Raw genomic sequence first — 26,897 nt, 5'->3', positions numbered from 1 at the left:
TCAGTTGAATCGGCCGATACGGCTCAGATCGCTGAAGTTCATCCAGATGAAGAAAGCGCGGCCGACGATGTTGGCTTCCGGAACGAAGCCCCAATACCGGCTGTCCGCGCTGTTGTCCCGATTATCGCCCATGGCGAAATAATTGCCCTCGGGTACTTTGCAGCGTACCCCATTGTGGCTGTATTGGCAGTTTTCACGGTACGGAAAAGTCCACCTTTCCGGGGAATATACCTGCGGAACCTTCTCTTCCAGCAGGATCTTGTGCTCAACGTCGCCCAACTTCTCTTTATATTGCGCGATGTACGAAACACGATCCGGCTCGAAATAGTCACCATCACGCACGTGCGGGACCAGTTCGCCATTGACATAAAGCTTCTTGTCGATGTATGCGACTTCGTCGCCCGGCAGGCCCACGACGCGCTTGATGTAGTCGACGTTCGGATCAACGGGGTACCGGAACACGAACACATCACCACGCTTGGGCTCGCCGACGGGGATGACCTTCTTGTCGATCACGGGCAGGCGCAGACCATAGCTGAACTTGTTCACCAGGATCAGGTCGCCAGACTGCAGCGTGGGCAGCATCGAGCCGGACGGAATGCGGAACGGCTCGACCACGAACGAGCGCAGCATGAACACGAACAGGATGACGGGAAAGAAGCTGACCGCGTATTCGACCCACCAGGGCACGCGCCGCGCGGCGTCGCCGGCTTCGCGCCGCAGGCGCTCGGCCTCTTGCGCATCGCCCACCAGTGCCGCGTCGTATTGCGCCATCGCGGCCTGCGCACGGCGCTCACGCCCCTTGCGCAGTACGGCCAGATCGAGCACCCAGATAACGCCGGTAACCACCAGCAGAATAAAAAGGATCAGGGCAAAGTTCCAACTCATCAGCTAATCGCCTTCTGGGGTTCTATTTGTCTTCCACCTGCAGGATGGCAAGGAACGCCTCCTGCGGAATTTCCACGCTGCCCACCTGCTTCATGCGCTTCTTGCCCGCCTTCTGCTTTTCGAGCAGCTTCTTCTTGCGCGAGATGTCGCCGCCGTAGCACTTGGCCAGCACGTTCTTGCGCAGGGCCTTCACGTTCTCGCGCGCGATGATTTCGGCGCCGATGGCCGCCTGGATGACCACGTCGAACATCTGGCGCGGAATCAGGCCGCGCATGCGGGTCACCACGTCGCGCGCGCGGTGGCGCGCGTTGCTGCGGTGGACGATGACGGCCAGCGCGTCGACGCGGTCGTTGTTGATCAGCAGGTCGACACGCACCACGTCAGCGGAGCGGTATTCCAGGAATTCGTAGTCCATCGAGGCATAGCCGCGCGACACGGACTTCAGCTTGTCGAAGAAGTCCAGCACGATCTCTGCAAGCGGAATCTCGTACACCAGGTGAACCTGGCGGCCGTGATAGCTCATGTTGACCTGCACACCGCGCTTGTTGTTGCACAGCGTCATGACCGGACCGACGTAGTCCTGCGGCATGAACAGCGTGACCTTCACGATGGGCTCGCGGATGTCCTGGATCTTGCCGATCTCGGGCATGCGCGACGGGCTTTCCACGGTGATCACGGAGCCATCGCGCTGCTCGACTTCGTACACCACCGACGGCGCGGTGGTGATGATGTCCATGTCGAATTCGCGTTCCAGGCGCTCCTGCACGATTTCCATGTGCAAGAGGCCAAGGAAACCGCAGCGGAAACCGAAGCCCAGCGCTTGCGACACTTCGGGTTCGAACATCAGCGCGGCGTCGTTGAGCTTGAGCTTTTCGAGCGAATCACGCAGTTGGTCGTATTCGGAGCTTTCGACCGGATACAGCCCGGCGAAGACCTGCGGCTTGACTTCCTTGAAGCCCGGCAACGGGTTGGCGGCGGGCTTGTTGGCCAGCGTGACGGTGTCGCCGACCTTGGCGTCTTCAAGCTGCTTGATGCCGGCGATGATGAAGCCCACCTCGCCCGCCGACAAATGCGGACGCTGCTGCGACTTGGGCGTGAACACGCCGGTCTGCTCGCACAGGTGGGTGGCGCCGGACGCCATCAGCAGGATCTTGTCCTTGGGCTTGAGCACGCCATTGATGATGCGCACCAGCATGACCACGCCGACGTAGTTGTCGAACCACGAATCGATGATCAGCGCCTGCAGCGGCGCTTCGGGATCGCCTTCCGGGGCGGGCACGCGGGCCACGATGGTTTCGAGGATTTCGTCGATGCCCATGCCGGTCTTGGCGCTGGCCAGCACGGCGTCCGAGGCGTCGATGCCGATCACGTCCTCGACTTCCTGGCGGGCGCCTTCGGGATCGGCCTGCGGCAGGTCCATCTTGTTCAGCACCGGCACGACTTCCACGCCCAGTTCGATGGCGGTGTAGCAGTTGGCCACCGTCTGGGCTTCCACGCCCTGCGATGCGTCCACCACCAGCAGTGCGCCTTCGCAGGCGGACAGGGAGCGGCTGACTTCATACGAGAAGTCCACGTGCCCCGGGGTGTCGATCAGGTTCAGGTTGTAGATCTTGCCGTCCTGCGCCTTGTAATGCAGGGCGGCCGTCTGGGCCTTGATGGTGATGCCGCGCTCGCGCTCGATTTCCATGGAATCGAGGACCTGCGCCGACATCTCGCGATCCGCCAGTCCGCCGCAGCGCTGGATCAGGCGATCGGCCAGGGTCGACTTGCCGTGATCGATGTGGGCAATGATGGAAAAGTTGCGGATATGCTGCATGCTTGAATTTATAAGGGACGGAACAGACGGCACACGGCCGGGAGACACCGCCGCCGGAATGTGCACGGCCGACGTGTGAGGCGCTGACGGGCTAGGCCCGGACAAAACTGAGGGGGCGCCAAGCGCCCCCTCTTGCGGCAACCAGCCATTTTAGCCGGTCTTGAGCCATTTTTTTTGTCCGGGGCGCGCCCCGGGACAAAAAGCGCCCTGGGGTGGCCGCACCTGGCGGTTTCCCGCCGTGCTGGCTGCCCGGTGGCGGCGCCGGGCAGGCGCCCGCCGGTCCGGGCCGTCATCACTTGGACGCAGGCACCGCTACCCATTGCGTCTGGTCGCCACGGCGCACCAGCAGGCCCGTCGCGCGGCTCTTGTCCAGCTTGGCGACCAGTTCGCCGAACTGCTTTGCGCCGGTGACATCGGTGTCGTTCAGCGCCAACACGATGTCGCCTTCCTGCAGGCCCGCCTTCGCGGCCGCGCCATCGGCAACCTTCACCTGGACGCCGCCCTTGATGCGCAGCTTCTTCTGGGTATCGGCGGGGACGTCGATGACGCCCAGGCCCAGCGCGTTGGTGACCTCGGGTTCCGGCGCAGGCTTCTTGCCGGCGGCAGCGGCCTTCTCGGTGGGGATCTCGCCCACCTTGACCGACAGCGTCATGCTCTTGCCCTTGCGCCAGATTTCCATGTCGGCGCGCGTGCCCGGCTTGGTCTCGCCGACGATGCGCGGCAGGTCGGACCAGCGCTTGATCGGTTCCTTGTTGAACTTCAGGATCACGTCGCCCGGCTGCACACCCGCCTGCTCGGCAGGGCCTTCGGCTTCAACGCTGCTGACCAGCGCGCCTTCTGCCTTGGGCAGGCCGATGGCCTCGGCCACATCCTTGCCGACTTCACCGATCTGCACGCCAACCCGGCCACGCGTGACCTTGCCGGTCGTGCGCAGCTGGTCCACCACGCGCATGGCTTCGTCGATCGGAATGGCCAGCGAGATGCCCATGAATCCGCCGCTGCGCGAGATGATCTGGGAATTGATGCCCACGACCTCGCCGTCCAGGTTGATCAGCGGGCCGCCCGAATTGCCGGGATTGACCGCCACGTCGGTCTGGATGAACGGCAGGTATTCGCCGGTATCGCGGCCGATGGCGCTGACGATGCCGGAAGTGACGGTGGAATCCAGGCCGAACGGCGAGCCGATGGCGAGCACCCACTGACCCTTCTTGAGCTTCTTGGGATCGCCGATCACCAGCGGCGTCATGTCTTTGGCTTCGATCTTGATGAGCGCCACGTCCGTGCGCTCGTCCGTGCCGATAACCTTGGCCTTGAACTCGCGTCCGTCGGTCAGGGTGACGTAGATGTCCGTCGCGTCGACGACCACGTGGTTGTTGGTCAGGATGTAGCCGTCGGCCGACACAAAGAAGCCCGAACCCACGCCGCGCGGCACGGTGCGCTCTTCAGGCGGCGTCGGTTGCGGACGCTGGCGCGGATTGGGCGATTGCGGTCCGGGCGGCTGGAATTCGGGACCGAAGAACCAGCGGAACAGTTCGTAGGGATCGCTGCCGCCAGGGCCATTGCCGCCGCCGCGCACCGGAACCGTGGCGGTCGTGCGGATGTTGACGACGGCCGGATCGGCCTTTTCAACGATAGCCGTGAAGTCGGGCAATCCGACCGCGGCAGGCGCCGTCTGCGCCACCGTCACCGGCACGTAGGCGGTGGACAGCATGGCCCCCGCCGCGACAGCCGCCAGAAAGCGCCGGAAAAAAGCGTTCGAGACCGTCATTGCTTTCATATGTCACTCCGAAATTGCTGCTTGCGGAACGGCGGGAATTATTTGGCCCCGCCCTCCGCGGGTGCGGCTGCCGCGGGTGCGGGAGGCACGTACTCAGTGGCCTGCGCAAGTTGTTCCAGCGTGGCGGCGGGCACTTCGCCCACCGCGGTCAGCCAGAAATCCGCAATGCGCGCGCCATATACATTGATCGCGCCGCGCTGGGACGCGCCGTGCGCCGGCTGGTGGTTGCGCTGGCTGTCATAGGGCTCGATGAAGACCGAGATTGCCGCCAGGCCGTCGGACAGCACCATCTGGCTGACCGGCGATCCGCGCTTCATGGCACGCGAGACCTGCATGATCGTCTTGAAGCCGTCGGGCGCCGGAATGCGCCAACCCTGAGCCGCCAGGTCCACGGGCTGCATGTTGGCCTCGAGCACCTTCCAGTCGCGGGTATTCCAGCGCGAGGACAGCGATTGCGGATCGACTTCGGAGCCCAATCGCAGCGAGGTGAACGACACCTGCTCGACCACGCCACGCGCGGCATTGAGCGTCTGGGCCTTCAGCAGCAGATTGGTTTCGACGTCCGCGCACAGGCGATAGCCGTAACGCAGCTTGTCCAGCGGTTCGATCGTGATCAGCCGGCATTCGCGGCCAGCAACGCGGTGCGGCGTGGGTTCCGTGCGGATCTTGTAGTGTTCCGACAGGTTGGCCGGATCGCCCAGCAACAAGCCGGGGAAGCGATCTCCGCGGCGGCGCTCGACAAGCACGGTCTTGCGTTCGGGGATCAGGCACTGCACGTCGTCGTTGTGACGCAGGTATTCGCGCGGCTGGCCGTCAAGGATCTCGAGGCGTTCGCGCTCGCCGGTGCCATCCAGGACGTGCACGAGGCGCGAGGACTGGATAACGTCGCCCTGCTGATACATGAAGACGCCGGCGTAGTCCTGCTTGCGGGCCGCCTGCTGAATGCGCGTGAGCAGCTGCACGACGTCTTCGGTCTGGCCGGCCGGCGTGGCGCCAGCGGCGGCCGCGGGACCGTGCGCGGCAAGGAAAGCAGTGAGGAGCGTGGCGGCGAACCAGCCGGCGCGATGAGCCTGCCACGAGGCAGCACGTCCCAGCACCGGCCAGCGTGATGGAAGCACAAGCGCCATCAACGTCCCGCTCCGACATCGAACGACACCTGCCGGACCGCGCTGGGGCCGGCCATCTGGCGATGGGCCTCCAGGTAATCGCGCAGGCCCGAGTCGTCGGAGGCCGAAGCCGGCGAGCTGGCGTCGGCCAGCACGCGCACATCCGTCGCCGGCGAGCCGGTGACGTACGGCTGCGCCACCCACGCGACCGTGGCCACTGCGGCGGCGACGGCCAGGCCGGACAGGCCCATGCGCAATGGCGAGCGGCGCCGAGGCGCCGCTACGATGGGCAGTTCCGCGTCCAGCGCGCGCGCCAGGCGGGCCGAGAAGGCCGCGCTGGGCGTCAGCGCCAGATCGGAATTGCGCAGGGAATCACCAATCAAATGATAGGTGTCCCAGGTCTGACGTCCCTCTTTGGACAACAGACTGGGAAGAATATCGTCGGAATCTTCTCCGTCCATCCAGGCGGAAACCGATTCCTCCCAGGAGGACTCGGCGATCTCAACGGATTTGGCTGCTGTTTGCATGACTGCCACTCCTTACCAGCGACGCTCGACATCGGTGTCGAGCAACGGACGCAACTTGGTCGCAATGGCTTCACGCGCACGAAAAATGCGGGAGCGCACCGTACCGATCGGGCAATCCATGCTCTGGGCGATGTCTTCGTAACTCATACCTTCGATTTCACGCAGGACAATTGCGGTGCGCAATTCTTCAGGTAGTTCCTCAATGGCCGCGTTCACCGTCTCGGCGATTTCGCGGCTGGCAACCATGGATTCCGGCGTGCTTATATCCGTTAGGTTGTCGGTTTCGTTAAAAGTTTCACCGTCTTCCGTTTCAATCGCGTTGGGCGCGCTGGGGCGCCGCCCCTGCGAGGCGAGCCAGTTGCGCGCCGTATTGATGGCGATGCGGTACAGCCAGGTGTAGAAGGCGCTTTCGCCGCGGAACTGGGGCAAGGCGCGGTACGCCTTGATGAAGGCCTCCTGCGCCACATCCTCGATTTCGGCGGGATCGCGGATCATCCGGGCCAGCAGACGGAGGATCTTGCGCTGGTACTTGAGCACCAGAAGATCAAATGCCTTCTTGTCGCCCCGCTGCACGCGGGCGACAAGCTCGGCGTCGACTTCGCGCTCGCTCATGAGGCCTCCCGCAAAGGACGCGTCGGGCGTGCCTGCCGCGCCGTTCCCGCGACGAGGCGCAGACGGCGCCAGGATTCGGGTCGCAGCGTGTGCTTCCAGACGGTGAGGGTGATTTTGCTAGTGGTAAAGGCCGTACTCCCGGTGGGCAAAGGCTGCAGGATAAGCGTCAGCCACGCTGGGCCCCGTTGCTGGTCCAGGAGCAGCGCGTCCTGCCAGCCTTGCGGCCGGCGTAGCTGCCAGTGGCCAGTCCCGGTCGCGGTACGTAGCGCCGTTACCGGGGACGGGGCGTTCCGAGCCGAGTGTAACAGCCCGGCCAAGAGGAATAGAAGGGCCAGGAGCGCGGCCGCAGCCCAGGCATAACCATGCCAGGCTGCCGCTGTCAGCACGCTGGCCGCCGCAGCGGCCAGCGCCAGCCCGAAGAGCGCGACGGCTCCCCTGGGCTGCGAGACAGGTAGGCGGAACGACCAACGCCCCCCGACCAAGTCGTCCAAATCAGACCCGGCGAACGGCCATCGAGCCGTTGGTGCCGCCAAAGCCGAACGAATTGGACAGACCCACGTCGATCTTCATCTGCCGCGCTTCGTTCGCGCAGTAATCCAGATCGCATTCCGGATCCTGATTGAAGATGTTGATCGTCGGAGGCGAGACCTGGTTGTACACAGCCAGCGTCGTGAACACGGCTTCGATGCCGCCGGCCGCGCCCAGCAGGTGGCCGGTCATCGACTTGGTCGAGTTGACCACCAGCTTCTTGGCGTGGTCGCCGAACGCCAGCTTGAGCGCGTCGGTTTCGTTCTTGTCGCCCAGCGGCGTGGACGTGCCATGCGCGTTGACGTACTGGACGTCTTCGGCATTCAGGCCGCCGTTGCGCAGCGCGTTGATCACGCCGCGGCGCGGGCCGTCCTTGTCCGGTGCGGTGATGTGGTGGGCATCGGAGCTCATGCCGTAGCCAGCCAGTTCACCGTAGATACGCGCGCCGCGCTTCTTGGCGTGCTCGTATTCTTCCAGCACCAGGACGCCAGCGCCCTCGCCCAGCACAAAGCCGTCGCGGTCGCGGTCCCAGGGACGCGATGCGGTCTGAGGATCATCGTTGCGGGTCGACAGCGCGCGCATGGCGGCAAAGCCGCCAATGCCCAGCGGCGACACGGTGGATTCGGCGCCGCCAGCCACCATGACGTCGGCATCGCCGTATTCGATAAGGCGTGCGGCATCGCCAATGCAATGCAGGCCGGTCGTGCAGGCCGACACCACGGCGTAGCTGGGACCCTTCATGCCGTAGGCGATCGACAGATGCCCGGAAATCAGGTTGATCAGCGAACCCGGCACGAAGAACGGCGAAATGCGCCGAGGTCCCTTGGCAAGGTAATCGACCTGGGTTTCTTCGATGCGCGGCAGACCGCCGATGCCGGAGCCCACGATCACGCCGATACGCTCGGCGTTTTCTTCGGTGACTTCCAGGCCGCAATCGCGCCAGGCCTGCATTCCGGCAGCCAGGCCGTAATGGATGAACGTATCCATCTGGCGGGCTTCCTTGGCCGAAATATAGGTACTGATGTCGAAGTCTTTGACTTCGCCAGCAATGTGGGTGGTGATGGCCGAGGGATCGAAACGGGTGATGCGGCTGATGCCAGAACGTCCGTTGACGATATTGTCCCAAGCGGTGGTCAGATCATTTCCTACGGGGGAAACGATACCCAGGCCGGTGATGACGACACGTCGCTTCACGGATGACTCCTCAAACAGACAAAAGAAAGGCGGTTTTCGGGATGCGCTGCGCGTGTGGACCACATGAAGGCAGGTGAGGCATTACAACGCCCGACCTGCCGGTGGACCACACGGCACTCCTGAAACCGCCCTGATTCCAGGTTGGCCGACGAAATCGGGCAACCAGGACGATATAGGCTGAGCTTACTGCTTACCGTGCGAATTGATGTAGTCAATCGCTTGTTGCACGGTCGTGATCTTTTCGGCCTCTTCGTCGGGGATCTCGGTCTCGAATTCGTCTTCGAGGGCCATGACCAGTTCGACCATGTCGAGCGAATCGGCACCGAGGTCGTCAAGGAAGGAGGACTCGTTCTTGATCTCGGCTTCGTTGACGCCAAGTTGTTCAGCGACGATCTTCTTGACGCGCTGTTCGATGCTTTCCATGCAGATCTCCAATTGGGAAAAATCCCGCGAATTATAGCCAAGCGCGGAGTGATGCAACGCCTGACCGTGACAAAAATAACACCGCGCATTTGTTCTGTCGCCGAGACCGGCGCAGGTTGACCATGTGCGGCGTTTCCGGAGAATCGCGCGCCGCCTTGCCGGCTGCCCGGCGGCGGCGCGTGATTCGTGATTTATTGCATGTACATCCCGCCGTTGACGTGCAGGGTGGTGCCGGTAATGTAACCCGCCTGCGGCCCGGACAAAAAGGCCACGGCATGCGCAATGTCAGCCGGCGAGCCCAAACGGCCCAGCGGAATCTGTTGCAGCAGCGCCGCGGTCTGGTTTTCGCCCAGCGCACGCGTCATGTCGGTATCGATGAAGCCAGGCGCCACGCAGTTCACGGTGATGTTGCGGCTGCCCAGTTCACGTGCCAGAGCACGCGCCATGCCCGCCACGCCCGCCTTCGCGGCTGCGTAATTGGCTTGGCCCGCATTGCCGCTGGAGCCCACCACGGAAGTCACGTTGATGATGCGTCCCCAGCGGGCCTTCATCATGCTGCGCAACACAGCGCGCGACAGGCGGAAGACGGAAGCCAGGTTGGTGTCGATGACGGCCGACCAATCGTCGTCCTTCATGCGCATCGCCAGCGTATCACGGGTGATGCCGGCGTTATTGACGAGGATGTGCGGACCGCCGCCTTCCTTGCCCAGCGCGTCGATCAGCGCATCGCAGGCAGCCGCGTCGGTCACATCCAGCACCACGCCGCGGCCGCCGAACGGCGCCAGCGCTTCAGTGATGCCAGCCGCGCCCGATTCGGACGTGGCGGTGCCGACGACGGTTGCGCCGCGCCCGGCCAGTTCCAGGGCGATCGCCCGGCCAATGCCGCGGGTCGCGCCCGTGACGAGCGCGATCTTGCCCTGCAGTTCGGTCGAGGTGTTGTCCATTGATCAGTTTCCGTTGACGGCTGCCATCGCCGCTTCCAGCGAAGCAGGATCGGTGATGGCCAGGCCGGTGAGTTCGGGGTCGATGCGCTTGGTCAGGCCAGCAAGCACCTTGCCCGGACCGCATTCGATGACGTGCGTGACGCCTTGCGCCTTCATGGCGCGCAGGGTTTCGACCCAGCGCACAGGATGCCACGCCTGACGAACCAGCGCATCGCGGATCGCGTCGGGGTCGGTGGGCGAAGCCACATCGACGTTGTTGATGACCTGCACTTGCGGCGCGGACACAGCGGCGCCAGCGAGCGCGCCAGCCAGCACGTCGGCGGCGGGCTTGAGCAGGCTGGAGTGGAACGGCGCGGATACGGGCAGCAGCAAGGCGCGCTTGGCGCCGGCTGCCTTGGCCAGTTCGCAGGCGCGTTCGACTGCAGCCTTGTGGCCGGCGATCACGACTTGCGCGGGCGCATTGAAGTTGACGGCTTCGACCACTTCGCCTTCTGCGGCTTGCGCACACGCGGCGCGCACGGCGTCGTCGTCCAGACCCAGGATGGCGGCCATGGCGCCGGTGCCGACCGGCACGGCGGCCTGCATGGCGTCGGCCCGCACGCGCACCAGGCGCACGGCGTCTTCCAGCGCCAGCGAACCGGCGGCGGTCAGCGCGGCGTATTCGCCCAGGCTGTGGCCGGCCACGACATCAGGCTTGGGGCCGCCCGCGGCGATCCAGGCGTTGTAAAAAGCAACGCCGGCGGTCAGCATGGCCGGCTGCGTGTTGGTGGTCAGGTTGAGCTGTTCGACGGGACCCTGCGCGATCAGCGCGCCCAGGTCCTGACCCAGCGCCTGCGAGGCCCGTGCGACGGTATCGGTGACCGCCGCCACGCCGGACCAGGCGTCCAGCATGCCGACAGCTTGCGAACCCTGGCCAGGAAAGACAAAAGCGATTTTCATGATTGAGCGTGTGGATTGATTCAGTGTCTGTGTGGAATGCCAGGCGCGCTCTCCGGCCGCCCGCGGCACACATGCCGCCGCGGCCAGGGCACACCTTTACATGCGAGCCAGTACCGAGCCCCAGGTGAATCCGCCGCCCACGCCCTGCATCAGGATGAGCTGGCCCGGCTTGACGCGGCCGTCGCGGCGCGCGGCATCGAGCGCAAGCGGCACGCTGGCCGCGGACGTGTTGGCGTGACTGTCGACGGTGATGACGACCTTCTCGACGGGCACGTCCAGCTTGCGAGCCAGGAAATTCAGGATGCGCACGTTGGCCTGATGCGGGATCAGCCAATCGACGTCGGCAACGGTGACGCCGGCTTCGGCGCAGGTGTCGCGCGCGGAGCGGTCCAGGACGGTGACGGCCTGCTTGAAGACGGCCTGGCCGTCCATGCGCAGGAACGGATCGCCCGTGACGTCGCCGTAGGCCACGTTGCCCGCGGCGCTGAGGATCTTCATCTGGCTGCCGTCGGCATGCAGTTGCGCGGCCAGGATGCCGGGCGTGTCGGAGGCCTTCAGCACAACAGCGCCGGCGCCGTCACCGAACAGCACGCAGGTGCTGCGGTCGTTCCAGTCGAGGATGCGCGAGAACACTTCGGCGCCGATCACCAGCGCGCAGCGCGCGCGGCCCGCGCGGATGAAGCTGTCGGCGGTGGTGAGCGCGTAGACGAAGCCGCTGCACACGGCCTGCACGTCGAACGCGGCCGAACCCTTGGCGCCAAGGTTGGCCTGCACCAGGCAGGCCGTGCTGGGAAACACGAAATCGGGCGTGGACGTGGCCACGATGACGAGATCGATTTCGGAAGCATCAACGCCCGCATCGGCCAGCGCGCGGCGCGAGGCCTCGGTGGCCAGCTGGCTGGTGGTCACGCCACGCTCGGCCAGATGGCGCTGACGGATGCCCGTGCGCTCGACAATCCATTCGTCGGAGGTAGCGATATCGCGCGTCGCCAGTTCCGCAGCCAGTTCGTCATTCGAAACCACGCGTTCCGGCAAGAAGCTGCCGGTGCCCGCGATCACGGAGTATTTCATTGCGGTATCCATCAAGCGGTATCCCCAGCCACGTTGGGCGACGCCGCCGATGGGCGATCGCCGGATTGAACGCGCTTGGTAATTTGAGCGACCGTCTGCGCGGTGCGCTCCAGCAGTTTACTCACTACGGCTTCGCGCGCGCGTTGCAAGGCAAAACCGAAGGCGTAAACGTCCGCGGATCCGTGGCTCTTGATGACGACGCCACGCAAGCCGAGCAAAGCCGCGCCGTTGTAGCGGCGGTTGTCCACGCGGTTGCGCAGGCGGTTCAGCACAGGCTTGGCCACCGCGCCGGCGATCAGCGTGATCAGATTGCGCTTGAACTCTTCGCGAATGATGCTGGACAGCATCTTCGCCAGTCCTTCCACGGACTTGAGCACGACGTTGCCGACAAAGCCGTCGCAGACGACGACGTCGACCGTGCCCTTGAAGATGTCATTGCCTTCGACGTTGCCGTAGAAGTTCAGCGGGCTGCCGCGCAGAAGCTCGGCGGCTTCCTTGACGACTTCGTTGCCCTTGATGACTTCTTCGCCAATGTTCAGCAAGCCCACGGTGGGGTTGTCGCGATGGTCCACCGCCTGCGACAGCGCGGCGCCCATGATGGCGAATTGCAGCAGGTGCTCGGCCGTGCAGTCCACATTCGCGCCCAGGTCCAGCACCGTGGTGGCGCGGCCCGTCTGGTTCGGAATGGACGTGGCGATCGCCGGGCGGTCGATGCCGTCCAGCGTCTTGAGCACATAACGTGAGATGGCCATCCAGGCGCCCGTGTTGCCCGCGGAAATGCAGGCGTCCGCCCGCCCATCCTTGACGGACTGGGCAGCGAGGCGCATGGAGGAGTCTTTTTTGCGGCGCAGGGCGACCTCGACCGGGTCGTCCATGGTGACGACTTCGGAAGCCGCCACGATCTCAAAGCGATCGCGCGCCACGTTGCGGTGCTCGGAGAGCGCCGCTTCGATAGCGTCGGGAAGCCCGACCAGCAATAGCCGGGTGTCCGGAAATTGCCGGGCGAACTCGATCGCAGCCGGAATCGTGACGGGCAGACCGAAGTCTCCGCCCATACAGTCTATGGCGATGCGTATCACGGGTGCCAGGTATCAGCGCTCAGCCGAAATGGTCCGAGTACGAGTTCGGCCCGGGGGCCTTATTCGTCGGCCTTGGTCTTCAGGACCTTGCGGCCACGGTAGAAGCCGTTGGGGCTGATGTGGTGACGCAGGTGCGTTTCACCGGTGTTCGGTTCGATGGCGGTCGACGGGGCCACCAGAAAATCGTGCGAACGGTGCATACCGCGCTTGGAGGGGGACTTCTTGTTTTGTTGAACGGCCATGATGACTCCTAGAAACGGGGCGCATTGTACGCGATGCGGCCCGATGTTGATCTCAATCTTTGTGCTTCAGTTGTTCCAGCACCGCAAACGGCGACGGACGCTTGACAGCGGGCTCCTCTTCAGGAGCTTCGCTGGCCTTGGCCTGCGCGCCCGGGCATACATCATGCTTGGGCACATACGGAATGCTCAGAATGAGCTCATCTTCGATCTGGGCCAACAGATCAAAATGATGCGAACCCACCACCTTTTCAGGTAGCTGGGCCACAGAATCCCTTCCTACGCCTTCGTCGTCCTCGTCGTCGTCATCGTCGCCTTGATCGGCAAAGGAATGATCATCGTCGAGGTCGTCTTCGGATTTGACCAGTTGCAGCACGACTTCGCTGTCGACCGGATACGCAAACGGCGCATTGCACCGCTGGCACACAACCACCGGATTCGCCTTCACATGCAGGCGCAAAAGCGATTGGCCCATCAGCAAGCCAGTTTTGCCTTCTTCGCCTTGCACGGACCAGGTCACGAGTCCGGCTTCGCCCAGCGGTTGCTCGGGCAGGCCATCGACCACGCGGGCAAGACGCACCAAGGCGATGCTGCCCTGCGCGCTTTTACCCAGACGGGCAAAGGCGAAGGCGTCGATGCGCTTGACGTCAGAGTCCGCCGCATTCACACCAGCACCGGCCGATCCGTCCGCGCGGCGACTCGCATCGCCAGGCTTTCCCTTCGGTGTCATGTTGATGTTCCTGCAAAAATGCCGCAAAACGTTAGATAATACTGTGACTTACGTATTACCGTCAAATGCCGCATGCCCCACAAACCTAGCTTGATCCTCGCGTCCAGCTCGCGATACCGCAAAGAACTGTTGTCGCGCCTGCGGCTGCCCTTTTCGGCGATTTCCCCCGATGTAGACGAAACGCCACAACCTGGCGAAACCCCCGAGGCGCTGGCGCTGCGCCTGTCCGTCGCGAAGGCGATGGTGGTGGCGGAAAAACATCCGGGCAGCATCGTGATCGGCTCTGACCAGGTTGCCACCGTGGACGGCGCCCACATCGGCAAGCCGGGCGACTTCACGCGGGCCCAGGCGCAACTGCGCGCGCTGTCGGGCAGACTGGTGGAGTTTCACAGCGCGCTGGCCGTGACCGACGGCCAACGCGTGGAAAAGGCCGACATTGTGACGCGCTGCCGGTTCCGCCAACTGTCCGACCGTGCCATCGACGCCTACCTGCGCGCCGAAGAGCCTTACGATACCGCAGGCAGCGCCAAGGCGGAAAGCCTGGGCATTGCCCTGATGGAAAGCATTCAAAGCGACGACCCCACCGCCATCATAGGCCTGCCGCTGATCGAGTTGACACGCATGCTGGCAACTTTCGGACTGGATCCGCTCGACGCCCCGGGAGCATCCGCATGAACGGCGCCCTGCACCTGATTCCGGTCAGCCTGGGCGACGCGCCGCCCGAGCGCTGGCTGCCCGCCGACGTGCGCTCGTTAGCCGGCCGGCTGGACACCTACATCGCCGAGAACGCCAAGACCGCCCGCGCCTTCCTGAAGCTCATCGGCACCACCCGGCCGCTGCAGGAAATCACCATCCACACCCTCACCGACAAGGCCGACGCCCCGCAGATCAAGGCATGGCTCGACCCCGCAAAGCGCGGCGCGGAGATCGGCCTGGTTTCCGAGGCAGGCTGCCCCGCCGTCGCGGACCCCGGCGCCAAGATCGTGGACGCAGCGCACCGCATGGGGATCGCTGTCAAACCCTGGGTAGGCCCCTCTTCGATTCTGCTGGGCTTGATGGCCAGCGGCCTGGACGGGCAGCGTTTCGCCTTTCATGGTTATGCCCCGGTGGAACCCGGCGAGCGCGCCAAGCAACTGCGCGCCTGGGAGCAGCACTCGGCCCGCCACAACCAGACGCAGTTGTTGATCGAGACCCCGTACCGCAACGCGGCGATGTTTGCCACGCTGATCGCCACCCTGAAGGGCGACACCAAGCTGTGCGTGGCGCGCTCGATGACGACGGCAGACGAATGGGTGGTCACCCATTCGGTGGCCGACTGGAAGAAGTTGCCGGCGCCCCAGCTGGACAAGCTGCCGACGCTGTTCCTGTACCTGGCGCGCTGATCATGACCCGCCTATTTTCCACGCTGCTGGCCGCGGCGGTCCTGGCCGGCTGCGCGGCGCGCGGGCCCGCCGGCCTGGATCTGGACACCTCGATCACCGCCGTCAGCCAGAGCAGCCGGGTGCGATCCGTGGTCGTGCACTACACCACGGTCGACGACGCCGAGTCGCTGCGCCTGCTTTCCAAGGGCAAGGTCAGCGCGCATTACCTGCTGGACCTGGATGGCCGCGCCTATCGGCTGGTCGACGAAAACCGCGCCGCATGGCACGCAGGGGCCAGTTCCTGGTATGGCAACATCGCAATGAACAGCACCTCGATCGGCATCGAGATCGTCAATCCGGGCTGGACCGAAGGCAGCAACGGGGAGCGCGTCTGGCACCCCTACGACGACCGCCAGGTCCGGGCGCTGACCATCCTGCTGCGCGACATCATCCACCGGCACAACATCGTGCCGGAGAACGTCGTGGGCCACAGCGACATCGCGCCGCAGCGCAAGGTGGATCCGGGTCCGCTGTTCCCCTGGAAGACGCTGGCGGACGCGGGTATCGGGCGCTGGTACAACGAGGCAGGCGCGGCCCAGCATCTGGCTCGCATGCAGATCGAGGGCGTGCCGGATGTCGCATGGTTTCAGAAGCAGCTGCAGCGGCTTGGCTACGCCAGTCCGCAGGACGGCACTTTGGACCGCGCAACGATCAACACGCTGGCCGCGTTCCAGATGCACTACCGCCCTGCCCTGCACGATGGCCAGCCCGACGCGGAAACCGCGGCCATCATGCTGGCCATGCAGTAGCTGCGGCGCCCCAGCGCTAGCGGACTACGCCCGCGCGCGCCACCAGGCAACGACGCGCCAACCCAGCAGCAGCGCCAGCACCGCGGCGTAGATCGCGGGCTCGGACAGGTCATTCTTGCCCGCCTTGTGCCACCAGTAATGCAGAATCGCCAGCAGGCCGATGGCATAGATGGCCCGGTGCAGCGTCTGCCAGCGCTTGCCCAAACGCCGCATCGCCCACTGCGTCGACGTGGCAGCCAGAGCGGTCATCAGCACGAAGGCCGAAAATCCCACCATGATGAAGGGACGTTCGACGATGTCACGCACCATTTCGGCGGGATCGAAGCCACGGTCCCACCATACCCACGCCATGAAATGCAGCGCCGCGTAGAAGAACGCGAACAATCCGCACATGCGCCGAACGCGTACCAGCGCGGGCTGACCCGTGAGACGGCGCAGCGGCGTGATGGCCAGGGTGACCAGCAGGCATACCAGAGCCCAGGTGCCAGACGATCGTGTCAGGAATTCAACGGGATTGGCCGTGAGGCCGTCGTGCATCCCCAGCCATATCCAGCGCGCGAACGGCGCCAGGCCCAGCAGAAAGAGCAGCGGCTTGAAGCGCCCGATCGTCCGGGCCGAGAGCTGCGCCTTCCTGGGTGCCGCAGCCGAGGCAGCGCGAGGAGCAACGGACACGGATCAGCGCCTCAGTAATTGGCCTTCAGGTCCATGCCCTGATAAAGCGACGCCACCTGATCGCCGTAGCCGTTGAACATGAGCGTCTTGCGTTTGGGCGTGAACAGGCCGTCCTCGCCGATGCGGCGCTCGGTGGCCTGGCTCCAGCGAGGATGCGCGACGTTAGGGTTCACATTGGCGTAGAAGCCGTATTCTTGCGGGGCCGACTTGACCCAGGATGTGACGGGCGGCTTCTCCACCAGCCGGATCTTCACCAGCGATTTGCCGGACTTGAATCCATACTTCCACGGCACGGCCAACCGCAGCGGCGCGCCGTTCTGGTTGGGCAGCACGCGCCCATAGACGCCAAAGACCAGCATCGCCAGCGGATGCATGGCTTCGTCCAGGCGCAACCCCTCCACATACGGCCACTCCAGGATGGCAGCACGCACGCCCGGCATGTTTTCCCGCTGCACGGCAGTGACAAATTCGACGTACTTGGCGTTGCCATTCGGCTCCACCTGCTTGAGCACTTCGGACAACGAATATCCAACCCACGGAATGACCATGGACCAGCCCTCGACGCAGCGCAGGCGGTAGACGCGGTCTTCCATGGGCGCGAGCTTGAGCAACTCTTCGATGGTGAACGTGCGCGGCTTGTTGACCTCGCCCTCGACGCTCACGGTCCACGGCCGGGTCTGCAACTTGCCAGCATTTTTGGCCGGTTCGCCCTTATCTACGCCGAACTCGTAGTAATTGTTGTAGGACGTTATGTCAGCCAGGGACGTCTGCTTGTCCATGATGCTGAACGCAGGGTTGGACTTGCCCGGCAGCGCGCCGGCGTCCTGCGCGTGGGCGGCGCGCGTAGCCCAGCCGGGCAGCCCGACGGCGGCAGCGGCAGCGCCGGCGCGCAACATGAGTTCGCGGCGCGATCGCCACACGGCCTCGGAAGTGATCTCGGACGGCAAAAAGTCGTCGGGCTTGCGTATCAGCATCGTAATCTCCGGTATGGCGCCGCGCTCCGTGAGCGCGCGCCCGCGTCAACCATGGACGCTGGACGGGGCTATCTTATTCCGCAGCGGCCTCGCGAAGCACGCGCAGCGCCTTGCGGATAGACCCGCCGGACCGGCGGACGTTCCTGCCGGCCTTCATCAGCCAGAGCCTACGCGCCGGCACTCACGCGCGGCATAAGCCATTCGCGCACGAGCGGAACGGTGTCCAGCACTGCTTGCGGGGCACATCCCTCAAGCTCCTTCAGGGTGTGTGCCCCGTAGGTGACCCCCAGGCCGTGCACACCCGCGTTGCAGGCCATCTGCAGATCGTGCGAGGTATCGCCCACCATGATGACCCGCGACGGATCCACGTCCAGTTCCTGCATCAGTTCGTGCAGCATGGCCGGATGCGGCTTGCTGAAGGTCTCGTCGGCGGTGCGGGTTGCGTCAAACAGAGGGCCCAGGCCGGTCGCGGCCAGCGCGCGCGTCAGGCCGACGCGGCTCTTGCCCGTGGCGACAGCGAGCCGCACGTTCTTTCTGGCCAGGTCGGTCAGCAACTCGTTGATGCCCTCGAACAGGCGCAATTCCGGATCGCGCAGCAGGTAGTGCGTGCGGTAGCGCTCAAGGAAGCGAGGCAGCATGGCCTGCGTCAATTCGGGGACGGCACGGCGCAACGCGCTTTCGAGCGAAAGGCCGATGACCCAGCTTGCCTCGGACGCGGACGGCACCGCCAGATCCAGATCGCGGCAAGCGCCCTGAATGGCGGCCACGATGCTGTGCGTGGAATCCATCAGGGTGCCATCCCAGTCAAAGACGACCAGCGAATACGACATATCAGGCAGACTCCAGTGTTTTCAGGATGTTCCGGCAAGCTGGCGGCAGCTCGGCGGTCAGTGTCATGACCTCACCCGTCAGCGGGTGAGGCAAGGTGAGGCTGTAAGCGTGCAGGAACATGCGGTTGAAGCCCTGCCGCGCAAATTGCGCACGCACGTCGTCGTGGCCGTATTTGTCGTCCCCGACGATGGGAAAGCCGCTGGATGCCAGATGGACGCGGATCTGGTGGGTGCGCCCGGTGCGCAGCTCGGCATCGACCAGACTGTAACCGCCAAAACGCTGTTTGAGCGTGACAATCGTGTGCGCCGTCTGCCCGTCCGGATCCACCTTGACGCGGCGCTCGCCGGACTGCGTGGTCCATTTGGTCAGGGACAGCTTGATGTGCTGGCGGTCGTTGACCCAATCGCCCTCGACCAGCGCGAAATAATGCTTGTCGCTCCGGCCCTCGCGCAGCATGGCGTGCAGCGCCAGCAGCGCGCTGCGCTTCTTGGCGACCATCAACAGCCCCGAGGTTTCGCGGTCCAGCCGGTGCACCAGTTCCAGGAACTTGGCCTGCGGGCGCGCGGCCCGCAGTTGTTCGATCACGCCGAACGAGACCCCGCTGCCGCCGTGGACGGCAACACCGGCCGGCTTGTCCACCACGAGCATGGCGTCGTCTTCAAAGACGATCGGGAATTCGGCGGCGGGCACGGGTCGGGGCTTGCCGGGGTCAGGCAGGCGCAGGGGCGGAATGCGGACGACGTCGCCTTCCTCTATCCGGTAATCCACCTGGATGCGTCCCTTGTTGACGCGGACTTCGCCGCCGCGGATCGCCTTGTAGATGTGCGTCTTGGGCACCCCCTTGCACAGCCGCATGAGGAAGTTGTCCAGACGCTGGCCGGCATGCTCGGCGCCCACTTCAACCATGCGGACGGCGGGGGCTGCTTTAGAGGCGGATACGGGGGAGGAAGTTTCTTTGCGCATTGCGGAAAGCGACATATAATCGGGACAGCCTTAAGGGGCTGAACTAGCCGCCTGGCGTAGAGATGCAACCAACACGCAACTCCGTCGAGCGCGCGGGCCGCCATTGTACTGCCTGCTCATTCAACCCCTGGGTCTCTTGGTCGCCGGCGCAACCGAGCCCTGCGGAATAGTGGTGTGGCATTCATCTTGCCCGCTGTTCCGGCAGGTCCGTTGCATGCCGCAAGCGGCTCTGAAGCACTGCAAGAATCGTCGCATATTTAAAGCACCAGCTGCGTGTGGGCAACCAATCCGACCGCAGCTGCCGTTCACAGCATTTTTTCCGTCAAACCACATTCAGTGAAGCTGACCCTCCTGCTGACAGAACCCCGTGCCCCACGGCACGACGTGCCCGCCTGACCCGCGGCGGATACGCCTGGGCGCCGCCCAGGTACGGTCCGCACCTTCTTGCCCGCTTCAGCCGCAGCCCGAGTGGCCCGAGGTCACGCGCCGATATCGGCGCGTCATGACAACGGAGAAACCCTCTCATGAAGCGCATGCTGTTCAATGCGACGCATCAGGAAGAATTACGCGTCGCTATCGTCGATGGGCAAAAACTCATCGACCTTGACATCGAGACTGCCGGCCGCGAACAGCGCAAAGGCAATATCTACAAAGGTGTCATCACCCGGATCGAACCCGGCCTCGAAGCTTGCTTCGTCAACTACGGCGAAGACCGTCACGGCTTTCTGCCCTTCAAGGAAGTTGCGCGCAGCTTCTTCAAGGAAGGCGTCGATGTCCGTACCGCCCGCATCCAGGACGCCCTGCGCGAAGGCCAGGAACTGATCGTCCAGGTCGAAAAGGAAGAACGCGGCAACAAGGGCGCAGCCCTGACCACGTTCATCTCGCTGGCTGGCCGCTACCTGGTCCTGATGCCCAACAACCCCCGCGGCGGTGGTGTTTCGCGCCGCGTCGAGGGCGAGGATCGCCAGGAACTGCGCGACACGATGGAACAGCTCGACCTGCCCCAGGGCATGAGCATCATCGCCCGCACCGCAGGCATCGGCCGCAACGTCGAAGAACTGCAATGGGACCTGTCCTATCTGCTGCAGCTCTGGACCGCCATCGACGGCGCCGCGCGCGACAACTCCGCGCCCATCCTGATCTATCTCGAATCCAGCCTGGTCATCCGCGCGATCCGCGATTACTTCTCGCCCGAAATCGGCGAGATCCTGATCGACACCGACGAGATCGCCGACCAGGCCACCGCCTTCATGAGCGTGGTGATGCCGGACAACGTCCAGCGCGTCAAACGCTACCGGGACGACATCCCCCTCTTTTCGCGCTTCCAGATCGAACACCAGATCGAAACGGCCTACTCGCGCACGGTGCAACTGCCCTCGGGCGGCGCCATCGTGATCGATCACACCGAAGCCCTGGTTTCCGTGGACGTGAACTCGGCCCGCTCGACCCGCGGCGCCGACATCGAGGAAACCGCGCTGCGCACCAACTCGGAAGCGGCCGACGAAGTGGCCCGCCAGTTGCGCCTGCGCGACCTGGGTGGCCTGATCGTCATCGACTTCATCGACATGGAAGACAGCAAGAACCAGCGTGCCGTCGAACAGCGCCTGCGTGATGCCCTCCATTTCGACCGTGCCCGCGTCCAGATGGGCAAGATCTCGCGTTTCGGCCTGATGGAACTGTCGCGCCAGCGCCTGCGTCCGGCCCTGAACGAAGGCTCGCACATCACCTGCCCGCGCTGCAACGGCACCGGCGTGATCCGCGACGCCGAATCCAGCGCCCTGCACGTCCTGCGTCTGCTGCAGGAAGAAGCCATGAAGGAAAACACCGCGGCAGTCCACGCCCAGGTGCCCGTCGACGTGGCCACGTACCTGTTGAATGAAAAGCGTGCCGACATCACCAAGATGGAAGCCCGCCTGAAGGTCAACCTGATGCTGATCCCCAACAAGCATCTGGAAACGCCGCACCATCACATCGAGCGCCTGCGCCACGATGATCCCCGCCTGGAAGAGCTGAAGACCAGTTTCGAACTGGTGGAAGCGCCGGCCACGGATGCGCCCTGGCAGCCGCGCGAAAGCGAAATCAAGTCGCGTCCGGAAGCCCTGGTCAAGGGCATCACGCCGTCGCAGCCCGCCCCCGTCTCGACGCCCGCAGCGCCGGCCGCCGCACCCGCCGCGCCCGCGGCAGGCGCCGGTCTGGGCGGCCTGTTCAAGCGTCTGGTCAGCTGGCTGACCGGCGGCTCCGAACCCGCCAAGCCCGCCCCCGTAGCCGCCGAAGAAACCGCCAAGCGCGCGGGCTCGTCGCGTGGCAAGGGCCGCAGCGGCCATGACGGCCAGGAACGCCGCGGCGAACGCCACGGCTCCGACCGCAACCGCAACCGCCGCGGCGAAGGCCGTGGCGAAGGCGCCGAGGCCACCGAAGGCGGCCGTCACCACGTCCGCGGCAACCGCCGCTCGGATGGCGAACGCGGCGAACGCAACAATCGTGGCGAAGGCCGCGGCGAGCGCGACACCCAGGCGGCCACCCAGGCAGCCCTGGCATCCGCCCGTCCGGAACAGACGCCCGAACTCAACGGCGAAGACACCGGCGCAGGCCGCAATCGCCGCCGTGGCCGTGGCCGTAACCGCCGCGAGGAAGGCCAATCCGACGCGCCGATGAGCGAACAGGAAAGCATGGTCGCCGCGCTGGCCCAGACGGTCGCCACCGCGCTGCCTGACGCCAAGTCGGATACCAAGCCCGCTGCCGAAGCCCTGGACAATGCTGACGCCGACGAACAGTCCGCCGACGCGTTTCCGGGCGCTGAAGGCGCCGAAGGCGCCGCGGACCCCGAGCGCAAACGCCGCCGCCGCCGCAGCCGCCGTGGCCGCCGCAGCCAGGACGAAGCCGGTCTGGCCGGTAGCGACGAACTGCAGGAAGACGGCGCCGAAGACGCCGGCGAACAGCAAGCCGAAGGCGTCGCCGCCCAGGCTGCTGAGCCGGTTCAATCGGCCGCCGAGCAAACTGCTCCTGCCGCCGCGCAGCAGGTTCAAGCCCCGGCCCAGCCCGTGCAGACCGCCGCCCAGCCTGAGCAAACGCCGGTCGAACCGGTTCAAGCCCCCAAGGCTGAGCCCGTCCAGGCCGCTGCCGAGCCCGTGGTTGCGCCCGCCGCCGAACCCGCGGTGAAGCCCGCGGTCGAGCCGGCAGCCCAGCCCACGGCTGAGCCTGCCGCTCAACCCGTGCAGACCGCGCCGCAAGCGACCCCGCCTGTCGCCGTGCAACCCGCCAGCGAGGCTTCGGTCCCCGCTGCGCCGGTGCAGACGCCGGTGGAAGCGCCCGCCGCCGAGCCCGTGGTCCAGACGCCGGCAGTGGCCGCTGCTCCCGTCGCACCGGCCCCCGCGCCGGTCGCGCCGGCCAGCGCGCAACAGCCCATCGTGGTCCCTGCCGTTGCCCCGGCCGCCAAGGCGCAAGCCTTGCACGACGTGGTCAATGCCGCCGGCCTGAAGTGGGTGGAAACCGATCCGGAACGCCACGCGCAAACGCAGCAGCGCATTGCCGCCTCGTACGCGCCGGTCCGCCTGGGCCGCGAACGCAAGCCGGTGACGCCCGTCTCGAACGAGCCGCTGGTGCAGGTCGAAACGCGCCACTAAGCCGCACGGCCGTCAGGGCCTGGCCCTGACAGGCAAAACACCCCGCACACCGGAAACGGTTTGCGGGGTGTTTTTTTGTGGCCTCAGTATGTGCGGGCGGCGTGCCGCAACCGATGCCTCAGTCGCCCACGGAGCGGCGCGATTGCGGATCCAGCGCCCGGCCCGCCTCTTCCACAAAGGCTTCCGCCAGCGCCGAATGCGGCATGTGGCGCGCCCACAGGATGCCCATCCGGCGCAGCGGCGCACGCCCGGGCAGAAGCACCCGCTTGACGCGGCGGCTGTCGAGCGAGTCCGGCGCCCAGTCGGGCACCAGCGACACACCCAAGCCTTCGGAGACCATGCAGGCAATGCCCATCAGCCCATCGACCTCCAGCCGCTCGCGGGGCGCGATGCCGTGCTGGCGCAGGTACTGGTCGGCCAGGCGCCCGCCCCAGACGTTGCGGTCGTAGCGGATGAAGGGCTGGGTGCGCATCAGTTCGTGCGCATCGTTGCCCGGCGTATCGGGCGGCGCGAGCACCACCAGTGGCTCCTCGGTCACCAGCTTCCATGCGTAGCCCTTGGACAGGTTGAACTGCGGCTTGACGATGAACGCCGCGTCCAGGTCGCCGTTGATGACGCGGTGGTACAGATGGTTGGAAGTGCCGGGTTCCATGAAGACCGCCAGCTTAGGCATCCGCCGATACAGGCGGGCCAGCACGATGGGCATGATGCCGGTCAGGGCCGAGGCCGAGACGCCCAGGCGCAGCTCGCCCAGCGGCGCATCGTCCGTGGCGCTGGCGCGCAGATCGCGCACCTCGCGCAGCACGCTGCGGGCGCGCTCCAGCACCTTCAGGCCGGCTTCGGTCGCCTTGACGCTGCGGCCGACGCGCTTGACCAGCGTGGCGCCCAGTTCTTCTTCCAGCGTGCGCACGCGCGCGGCGATGGCGGCGGGCGTCAGATCCAGCCGCCGCGCCGCCTCGGCCAGCGAGCCGCTTTCAATGACCGACACAAAGCTCTGCACATATCGCGTATCCACGGTCTCCCCTTCTTTTGGACGTGTGGCGCGCTCTGCGGCAAACCACAACAATTTTATGGATTGAACCCATTAAACAGCAGATGTTCGGTGGGCGGATCGGTGCCAGAATCGGAAATCGCAGCCGCGCGGCCGCGGCGCGTCCTTTTCACCCATCCAATAACGAGTAGAGACATGACGACCCCTGCCCGCATTCCCGGCGTCTTTTCGCCGGTCCTGACGCCGTTCGATGAACGCTACCGCCCGGCCTTGGGGCGCTACGTGAAGCACTGCCGCTGGCTGCGCGAGCAGTCCGTCGGACTGGCCATTTTCGGCACCAACTCCGAGGCCAACTCCCTGTCGCTCTCGGAAAAGCACACGTTGCTCGATGCGCTGCTGGAAGCCGGTGTGGAGCCGTCTGCGCTGATGCCCGGCACGGGCGCATGCGCGCTGCCCGACGCCATTGCGTTGACGCAGCATGCCGTGCGCAGCGGCAGCATGGGCGTGCTGGTGCTGCCGCCCTTCTACTACAAGGGCGTCAGCGACGAAGGCCTGTTCCGCTACTTTGCCGAGCTGATCGAAGGCGTGGGCGACGACAAGCTGCGTCTGTACCTGTATCACATCCCGCCCGTCAGCCAGGTGCCGCTCAGCCTGGACCTGATCGACCGCCTGCTGACCCGCTATCCCGGCATCGTGGCCGGCGTGAAGGACAGTGGCGGCGACTGGGCCAACACGGCGGCGATGATCGAGCGTTTCACGCCGCGCGGATTCCAGGTGTATGCGGGCAGCGAGGCATTCCTGCTGCAGACCCTGCGCTCAGGCGGCGTGGGCTGCATCACGGCCACGGGCAACGTCAATCCGGGTCCCATCGTGGCGCTGCAGCAGCGCTGGCAGGAGGCGGATGCCGACGAGCGCCAGGCCGGGCTGAACGCCACGCGCAACGTGTTCCAGCAATTCCCGATGATTCCCGCGATGAAGGCCGCCATTGCCTGGAAGTCGGGCGATGCGGCGTGGGCCACGGTGCGTCCGCCCCTGGTCGAGCTGAATGCCGCGCAGACGGACGCACTGAAGACCGCATTGCAGGCCAACGGCTTCGACATGCCGGGCGCCGACTCGTTGTCGGACGTCTGAGCGTCCGATCCGGTGCGCGGACGGTCACGCATGACCGTCCGCTGGTCTTCACGCGTTGCGGAAGCGGTCAGCTCACGACGCCGATGTTCCAGGGCACGAACTCGTGATCGCCCAACCCCAGCAACTCGCTCTTGCTGCGCGCGCCCGAGGCCACGCGCAGGATCTCTTCGAAGATGCGATGCGCCACCTCCTGCAGCGTGGCGTTGCCGTCGAGGATGTCGCCGCAATTGACGTCCATGTCTTCGGTCAGCCGCTCGTACATCGGCGTGTTGGTGGCAAGCTTGATCGACGGCACCGGCTTGGCGCCGAACATCGACCCGCGGCCTGTCGTGAAGCAGATCATGTTGGCGCCGCCGGCGATCTGCCCCGTGGCCGACACCGGATCAAATCCCGGCGTGTCCATGAACACCATGCCGGGCTGCCGGACCGGCTCCGCGTAGCGATAGACCTCCATCAGCGCTGTGGTGCCGCCCTTCATCGACGAGCCCAGCGACTTCTCGAAGATGTTGGCCAGACCGCCCATCTGATTGCCGGGACTGACCTTGCCATTGATCTGCACGTCGCGGCCCGGGGAATACTCTTCCTTCCACCAGCGGATGCGCTGGACCAGCTTCTCGCCCACTTCCCGGCTGCGCGCCCGTGACGTCAGCGTATGTTCGACGCCGTAGATTTCCGGCGTCTCGGACAGGATCGCCGTGCCGCCGTGACGCACCAGGATGTCCATGGCCGCGCCCAGCGCAGGGTTGGCGGTGATCGACGAGAAGCCATCCGACCCGCCGCACTGCAGGCCGATCTTCAGGTGACGCGCGGACACCGGCTCGCGGCGCACCTCGTTGGCGGCGGGCAGCATGGACTTCACTGCGGCGACGCCGGCTTCGATCGTTTTGCGGGTGCCGCCGGTCTCTTGCATGATGAATGTCTGCAGCCGCGCGCCCGCTTCCAGGCCCTGGTCCCTGAGCAGCGCATCAAGCTGATTGCGTTCACAGCCCAGGCCAACGATCAGCACGCCCGCGAAGTTCGCATGACAGGCGTACCCGCCCATCGTGCGCCGCAGGAGGTCCATGGGCTCGCCGGACATTTCCATGCCGCAGCCCATGCCGTGGCTCAGCGCGACGACGCCATCCACGTTGGGATAGGCGGCCATCACCTCGTCCGTGAAGGCGGACGCAATGCGGTGCACCACCGTGGCCGAACAATTCACCGTGGCAAGGATGCCGATGTAGTTGCGCGTGCCCACCTGACCGTTCGCCCGCACGATGCCTTGAAATTGCGCCTGCTCCGATTCAGGCAGCACGGGCGTCGGCACATAGTCACGAGCATGTGCGTAGTCGCGGTCGAACTCCTGGAAGTCCATGTTGTGCGAATGCACGTAGGTGCCGGCGGGAATGTCCGTCGCGGCAAAGCCGATGCACACGTTGTATTTCAGGATGGGTTCGCCCGCGCGCAGGTCGCGCGCCGCGATCTTGTGCCCGGCGGGCACCTGGCTGCGGCTGACCAGGTCCTCGGCAGGCACGGCGGTGCCGATGCCGATAGGCACGCGCGCCACCACGACGTTATCGGCGGAATGCAGCCGGATGACGGGGCCGGCGGCGCGTTTTTCGGTGAAGTCGATCATGTCGTTGTCTCGGATGGATGAAGGGGCGCCCGGCTCAAGGGCGCCCAGGCGAAG

25 protein-coding genes are annotated in these 26,897 nt (G+C 65.3%); 5 read left to right on the top strand and 20 right to left on the bottom strand.

Translation table 11 applies throughout. From position 1 onward, the window contains the following. The 14 genes from lepB to AB3147_RS06565 form a co-directional block, all read right to left on the bottom strand. Window positions 1-888 carry a signal peptidase I gene (lepB, locus tag AB3147_RS06630; protein ID WP_218345225.1) on the bottom strand — a complete coding sequence of 296 codons (888 nt, stop codon included), beginning with the start codon at window positions 886-888 and terminating at the stop codon, window positions 1-3. Window positions 889-910: 22 nt separating this feature from the next. Then, entirely contained in the window at window positions 911-2,704 is a 1,794-nt protein-coding gene (gene lepA / locus AB3147_RS06625; protein WP_175122949.1) for a translation elongation factor 4, read from the bottom strand. Window positions 2,705-2,996: 292 nt separating this feature from the next. Then, on the bottom strand, window positions 2,997-4,481 hold the full coding sequence (locus tag AB3147_RS06620; RefSeq protein WP_175122950.1) for a DegQ family serine endoprotease: 1,485 nt from the start codon (window positions 4,479-4,481) through the stop codon (window positions 2,997-2,999). Window positions 4,482-4,519: 38 nt separating this feature from the next. Beyond that, the gene (locus tag AB3147_RS06615) at window positions 4,520-5,608 is read right to left on the bottom strand and encodes a MucB/RseB C-terminal domain-containing protein (RefSeq protein ID WP_367351598.1); all 1,089 of its coding nucleotides are present in this window, start codon (window positions 5,606-5,608) and stop codon (window positions 4,520-4,522) included. Continuing rightward, window positions 5,608-6,114, bottom strand: a complete 507-nt coding sequence (locus AB3147_RS06610) for a sigma-E factor negative regulatory protein (protein WP_105237797.1) — start codon at window positions 6,112-6,114, stop codon at window positions 5,608-5,610. Before AB3147_RS06610 ends, AB3147_RS06615 begins: the two co-directional genes overlap by 1 nt. Before the next feature lie 12 nt (window positions 6,115-6,126). Beyond that, window positions 6,127-6,726, bottom strand: a complete 600-nt coding sequence (rpoE, locus tag AB3147_RS06605) for an RNA polymerase sigma factor RpoE (RefSeq protein ID WP_008161984.1) — start codon at window positions 6,724-6,726, stop codon at window positions 6,127-6,129. A 492-nt stretch (window positions 6,727-7,218) separates the two neighbouring features. After that, window positions 7,219-8,448, bottom strand: coding sequence for a beta-ketoacyl-ACP synthase II (fabF, locus tag AB3147_RS06600; RefSeq protein WP_175122952.1), 1,230 nt, complete (start codon window positions 8,446-8,448; stop codon window positions 7,219-7,221). Between the two features lie 183 nt (window positions 8,449-8,631). Further along, complete coding sequence (gene acpP, locus AB3147_RS06595) at window positions 8,632-8,871, bottom strand: acyl carrier protein (protein WP_003813816.1); 240 nt, start codon at window positions 8,869-8,871, stop codon at window positions 8,632-8,634. Window positions 8,872-9,062: 191 nt separating this feature from the next. Next, window positions 9,063-9,815, bottom strand: a complete 753-nt coding sequence (fabG, locus tag AB3147_RS06590) for a 3-oxoacyl-ACP reductase FabG (RefSeq protein ID WP_175122953.1) — start codon at window positions 9,813-9,815, stop codon at window positions 9,063-9,065. 3 nt (window positions 9,816-9,818) lie between these two features. Then, a complete protein-coding gene (gene fabD / locus AB3147_RS06585) occupies window positions 9,819-10,754 on the bottom strand; it encodes an ACP S-malonyltransferase (RefSeq protein ID WP_367351597.1) in 936 nt (311 codons plus the stop codon). A 96-nt stretch (window positions 10,755-10,850) separates the two neighbouring features. Continuing rightward, on the bottom strand, window positions 10,851-11,837 hold the full coding sequence (locus AB3147_RS06580; RefSeq protein ID WP_175122955.1) for a beta-ketoacyl-ACP synthase III: 987 nt from the start codon (window positions 11,835-11,837) through the stop codon (window positions 10,851-10,853). Next, window positions 11,837-12,904 carry a phosphate acyltransferase PlsX gene (gene plsX, locus AB3147_RS06575; protein WP_175137337.1) on the bottom strand — a complete coding sequence of 356 codons (1,068 nt, stop codon included), beginning with the start codon at window positions 12,902-12,904 and terminating at the stop codon, window positions 11,837-11,839. Before plsX ends, AB3147_RS06580 begins: the two co-directional genes overlap by 1 nt. Before the next feature lie 59 nt (window positions 12,905-12,963). Then, window positions 12,964-13,146 carry a 50S ribosomal protein L32 gene (gene rpmF, locus AB3147_RS06570; RefSeq protein WP_006218037.1) on the bottom strand — a complete coding sequence of 61 codons (183 nt, stop codon included), beginning with the start codon at window positions 13,144-13,146 and terminating at the stop codon, window positions 12,964-12,966. Between the two features lie 52 nt (window positions 13,147-13,198). Next, the gene (locus AB3147_RS06565; protein WP_367353520.1) at window positions 13,199-13,873 is read right to left on the bottom strand and encodes a YceD family protein; all 675 of its coding nucleotides are present in this window, start codon (window positions 13,871-13,873) and stop codon (window positions 13,199-13,201) included. A gap of 72 nt (window positions 13,874-13,945) precedes the next feature. Between AB3147_RS06565 and AB3147_RS06560 the strand changes: the two genes are divergently transcribed. Genes AB3147_RS06560 through AB3147_RS06550 form a run of 3 tightly spaced genes read left to right on the top strand, consistent with a single transcriptional unit; the run spans window position 13,946 to window position 16,043 of the window. Further along, window positions 13,946-14,548 carry a Maf-like protein gene (locus AB3147_RS06560; protein ID WP_367351596.1) on the top strand — a complete coding sequence of 201 codons (603 nt, stop codon included), beginning with the start codon at window positions 13,946-13,948 and terminating at the stop codon, window positions 14,546-14,548. After that, on the top strand, window positions 14,545-15,255 hold the full coding sequence (locus AB3147_RS06555; protein ID WP_218345229.1) for an SAM-dependent methyltransferase: 711 nt from the start codon (window positions 14,545-14,547) through the stop codon (window positions 15,253-15,255). Before AB3147_RS06560 ends, AB3147_RS06555 begins: the two co-directional genes overlap by 4 nt. Window positions 15,256-15,257: 2 nt before the next feature. Then, the gene (locus AB3147_RS06550) at window positions 15,258-16,043 is read left to right on the top strand and encodes an N-acetylmuramoyl-L-alanine amidase (protein ID WP_367351595.1); all 786 of its coding nucleotides are present in this window, start codon (window positions 15,258-15,260) and stop codon (window positions 16,041-16,043) included. A gap of 24 nt (window positions 16,044-16,067) precedes the next feature. Here the strand turns inward: AB3147_RS06550 and msrQ are convergent, their stop codons facing one another. From msrQ to AB3147_RS06530, 4 genes are all read right to left on the bottom strand, one after another. Further along, a complete protein-coding gene (gene msrQ, locus AB3147_RS06545) occupies window positions 16,068-16,715 on the bottom strand; it encodes a protein-methionine-sulfoxide reductase heme-binding subunit MsrQ (RefSeq protein ID WP_367351594.1) in 648 nt (215 codons plus the stop codon). An 11-nt stretch (window positions 16,716-16,726) separates the two neighbouring features. After that, the gene (msrP, locus tag AB3147_RS06540; RefSeq protein ID WP_175122961.1) at window positions 16,727-17,689 is read right to left on the bottom strand and encodes a protein-methionine-sulfoxide reductase catalytic subunit MsrP; all 963 of its coding nucleotides are present in this window, start codon (window positions 17,687-17,689) and stop codon (window positions 16,727-16,729) included. A gap of 167 nt (window positions 17,690-17,856) precedes the next feature. Then, on the bottom strand, window positions 17,857-18,519 hold the full coding sequence (locus AB3147_RS06535; RefSeq protein WP_367351593.1) for an HAD family hydrolase: 663 nt from the start codon (window positions 18,517-18,519) through the stop codon (window positions 17,857-17,859). 1 nt (window position 18,520) lies between these two features. Next, window positions 18,521-19,483 carry an RluA family pseudouridine synthase gene (locus AB3147_RS06530; protein WP_438860966.1) on the bottom strand — a complete coding sequence of 321 codons (963 nt, stop codon included), beginning with the start codon at window positions 19,481-19,483 and terminating at the stop codon, window positions 18,521-18,523. A gap of 524 nt (window positions 19,484-20,007) precedes the next feature. Between AB3147_RS06530 and AB3147_RS06525 the strand changes: the two genes are divergently transcribed. After that, window positions 20,008-23,106 (top strand): Rne/Rng family ribonuclease, encoded by a 3,099-nt coding sequence (locus AB3147_RS06525; RefSeq protein ID WP_218345233.1) that lies wholly within the window; start codon window positions 20,008-20,010, stop codon window positions 23,104-23,106. 118 nt (window positions 23,107-23,224) lie between these two features. Here the strand turns inward: AB3147_RS06525 and AB3147_RS06520 are convergent, their stop codons facing one another. Next, the gene (locus AB3147_RS06520; RefSeq protein ID WP_175184242.1) at window positions 23,225-24,121 is read right to left on the bottom strand and encodes a LysR family transcriptional regulator; all 897 of its coding nucleotides are present in this window, start codon (window positions 24,119-24,121) and stop codon (window positions 23,225-23,227) included. A gap of 171 nt (window positions 24,122-24,292) precedes the next feature. Between AB3147_RS06520 and AB3147_RS06515 the strand changes: the two genes are divergently transcribed. After that, complete coding sequence (locus AB3147_RS06515; protein ID WP_367351591.1) at window positions 24,293-25,228, top strand: dihydrodipicolinate synthase family protein; 936 nt, start codon at window positions 24,293-24,295, stop codon at window positions 25,226-25,228. Between the two features lie 67 nt (window positions 25,229-25,295). Here the strand turns inward: AB3147_RS06515 and AB3147_RS06510 are convergent, their stop codons facing one another. After that, a complete protein-coding gene (locus AB3147_RS06510; protein ID WP_367351590.1) occupies window positions 25,296-26,843 on the bottom strand; it encodes a UxaA family hydrolase in 1,548 nt (515 codons plus the stop codon). Between the last annotated feature and the right edge of the window lie 54 nt (window positions 26,844-26,897).

Origin of the sequence: Achromobacter animicus, assembly GCF_040775605.1 — a bacterium.
Lineage (GTDB): Bacteria > Pseudomonadota > Gammaproteobacteria > Burkholderiales > Burkholderiaceae_B > Achromobacter > Achromobacter animicus.
This window is presented reverse-complemented; position numbering and strand designations above follow the sequence as displayed.

Excerpts from the sequence above, each read along its gene's own strand:
- lepB (WP_218345225.1), bottom strand. The coding sequence starts at position 888 with ATGAGTTGGAACTTTGCCCTGATCCTTTTTATTCTGCTGGTGGTTACC.
- lepA (WP_175122949.1), bottom strand. The coding sequence starts at position 2,704 with ATGCAGCATATCCGCAACTTTTCCATCATTGCCCACATCGATCACGGC.
- AB3147_RS06620 (WP_175122950.1), bottom strand. The coding sequence starts at position 4,481 with ATGAAAGCAATGACGGTCTCGAACGCTTTTTTCCGGCGCTTTCTGGCG.
- AB3147_RS06615 (WP_367351598.1), bottom strand. The coding sequence starts at position 5,608 with ATGGCGCTTGTGCTTCCATCACGCTGGCCGGTGCTGGGACGTGCTGCC.
- AB3147_RS06610 (WP_105237797.1), bottom strand. The coding sequence starts at position 6,114 with ATGCAAACAGCAGCCAAATCCGTTGAGATCGCCGAGTCCTCCTGGGAG.
- rpoE (WP_008161984.1), bottom strand. The coding sequence starts at position 6,726 with ATGAGCGAGCGCGAAGTCGACGCCGAGCTTGTCGCCCGCGTGCAGCGG.
- acpP (WP_003813816.1), bottom strand. The coding sequence starts at position 8,871 with ATGGAAAGCATCGAACAGCGCGTCAAGAAGATCGTCGCTGAACAACTT.
- fabG (WP_175122953.1), bottom strand. The coding sequence starts at position 9,815 with ATGGACAACACCTCGACCGAACTGCAGGGCAAGATCGCGCTCGTCACG.
- fabD (WP_367351597.1), bottom strand. The coding sequence starts at position 10,754 with ATGAAAATCGCTTTTGTCTTTCCTGGCCAGGGTTCGCAAGCTGTCGGC.
- AB3147_RS06580 (WP_175122955.1), bottom strand. The coding sequence starts at position 11,837 with ATGGATACCGCAATGAAATACTCCGTGATCGCGGGCACCGGCAGCTTC.
- rpmF (WP_006218037.1), bottom strand. The coding sequence starts at position 13,146 with ATGGCCGTTCAACAAAACAAGAAGTCCCCCTCCAAGCGCGGTATGCAC.
- AB3147_RS06565 (WP_367353520.1), bottom strand. The coding sequence starts at position 13,873 with ATGACACCGAAGGGAAAGCCTGGCGATGCGAGTCGCCGCGCGGACGGA.
- AB3147_RS06560 (WP_367351596.1), top strand. The coding sequence starts at position 13,946 with ATGCCCCACAAACCTAGCTTGATCCTCGCGTCCAGCTCGCGATACCGC.
- AB3147_RS06555 (WP_218345229.1), top strand. The coding sequence starts at position 14,545 with ATGAACGGCGCCCTGCACCTGATTCCGGTCAGCCTGGGCGACGCGCCG.
- AB3147_RS06550 (WP_367351595.1), top strand. The coding sequence starts at position 15,258 with ATGACCCGCCTATTTTCCACGCTGCTGGCCGCGGCGGTCCTGGCCGGC.
- msrP (WP_175122961.1), bottom strand. The coding sequence starts at position 17,689 with ATGCTGATACGCAAGCCCGACGACTTTTTGCCGTCCGAGATCACTTCC.
- AB3147_RS06535 (WP_367351593.1), bottom strand. The coding sequence starts at position 18,519 with ATGTCGTATTCGCTGGTCGTCTTTGACTGGGATGGCACCCTGATGGAT.
- AB3147_RS06530 (WP_438860966.1), bottom strand. The coding sequence starts at position 19,483 with ATGCGCAAAGAAACTTCCTCCCCCGTATCCGCCTCTAAAGCAGCCCCC.
- AB3147_RS06525 (WP_218345233.1), top strand. The coding sequence starts at position 20,008 with ATGAAGCGCATGCTGTTCAATGCGACGCATCAGGAAGAATTACGCGTC.
- AB3147_RS06515 (WP_367351591.1), top strand. The coding sequence starts at position 24,293 with ATGACGACCCCTGCCCGCATTCCCGGCGTCTTTTCGCCGGTCCTGACG.
- AB3147_RS06510 (WP_367351590.1), bottom strand. The coding sequence starts at position 26,843 with ATGATCGACTTCACCGAAAAACGCGCCGCCGGCCCCGTCATCCGGCTG.